Source organism: Actinomycetota bacterium (assembly GCA_005774595.1).
In the GTDB taxonomy this organism is placed as follows: Bacteria; Actinomycetota; Coriobacteriia; order Anaerosomatales; family D1FN1-002; genus D1FN1-002.
Genome location: VAUM01000425.1, coordinates 1 through 1403 on the forward strand (window position 1 = coordinate 1; position 1403 = coordinate 1403).

The following is a 1403-nucleotide window of genomic DNA, read 5'->3' on the forward strand; positions in this document are numbered from 1 at the left end:
GGTTTGGAGAGGGGATCAGGAGGCTTTCGAAGGTGAAGCCGGCGCCAGGGTCGGAATCGTCGTAAACCACGACGTTGTTGCCCTGAGCGCCCGCGCCCGCCGCAGCTATTTCGTCGGCCCCGTCCCCGTCGAGGTCGCCCGTCGCCGGAGTTGACGGGGCTACGCTGCCAGAGGTGTCCACCGCCGGGTCCTCATAACCCCCTGAGCCGTCGGAGAGAAGTACCGAGAGGTTGAACCCGCCCGAGACCGCCGCGCCTTTCCTGCCGGTGACGGCGGTGTCTACAACAAGGACGAGGTCCTGAACTCCGTCGCCGTTTATGTCGCCGCTGGTTATCGCCAGCACCTTGCCTCCGGCGGGAAAAGAGAGGGGGGTCGCGGAGAAGCCGCCAGCCGCGTTGCCGAGGTAGACGAAGACTCCCGCTCCGGTCGCGTCGCCCACCGCCATGTCGGCGTAGCCGTCGCCGCTTATGTCTTCAATGAGCACCGCAAGCGCGTCGGTGAAGGTGGAGGCGGGGTCGCCGGTGAAGGTGGTGGATATCACTAGCACCGGCTCGTCTATAACCGTCGAGGGGGCCGTTACTGTGACGCTCACCACGCAAAAGCCGCTGGCCCCGTGGTTGTCCGTTACCGTCACCGAGAAGGAATCGGAGCCGGTGAAGCCCAGCTCCGGCACGTAGGTCGCCAGCCCCGAGGCCGAAAGGGCAACGGCGCCGTGGGCAGGAAGGGTTTTGATGGAGTACTGGAAGGTGTCTCCCGCGTCGGGGTCCCCCGCAGTTATCGCAACCGAGCCTGAGGAGTCCCGGGTGGTGGATATTGCTTTGTTTGGAGGCGAAGGCGGGTGGTTTACGGTCGCTACGTCGTTAACGGTGACGAGCACCTCGTCGTAGGCGGGGGTGCCCTTGTCGTCGTAAACAAGGAGGTTGAAGGTGAAGGTGGCCCCGCCCGCGCCTACGTCGGGGGCGGTGAAGGTGGTGGTCAACGAAGTGGGGTCGGCCAGCACAATCGTGTAGGGCAGGGAGTCAACCCTCGTCCATATTACGGTGGCAATAGTTCCGTCGGGGTCGTAGGAGGCGGAGCCGTCCAGCGTCGCCGTCTGCCCCTCGTTCACCGTTGTGTCGGCTCCGGCGTCGGCAACGGGGGTGGCGTTGCTGGTGGTTACGCTGACGAAGGTGTAGCTGGTGGACTGGTAGCCGTCCGAATCGGTTGCGGTAAGGCTAAAGCCGATAACGGTGCTAAGATAGGTGGGATTTGGCGCTATGAAGGAAGCCACGGGGTTTGTGGGGTTGGTGATTGTCACCTCCTCCCCCGAGTATTGCGTCCAGAGGTAGGAGACAATCGTTCCGTCTGAGTCGTAGGAGGCGGATCCGTCCAGCGTAACCGTGGTTCCCGGGGCTATGTTATCC

At 63.7% G+C, this 1403-nt stretch carries 1 protein-coding gene; it reads right to left on the minus strand.

Annotated features, from left to right (window positions below; translation table 11 throughout):
- The coding region (locus FDZ70_10680) for a hypothetical protein (protein ID TLM65980.1) at nt 1-1403 on the minus strand (1403 nt) is incomplete at both ends.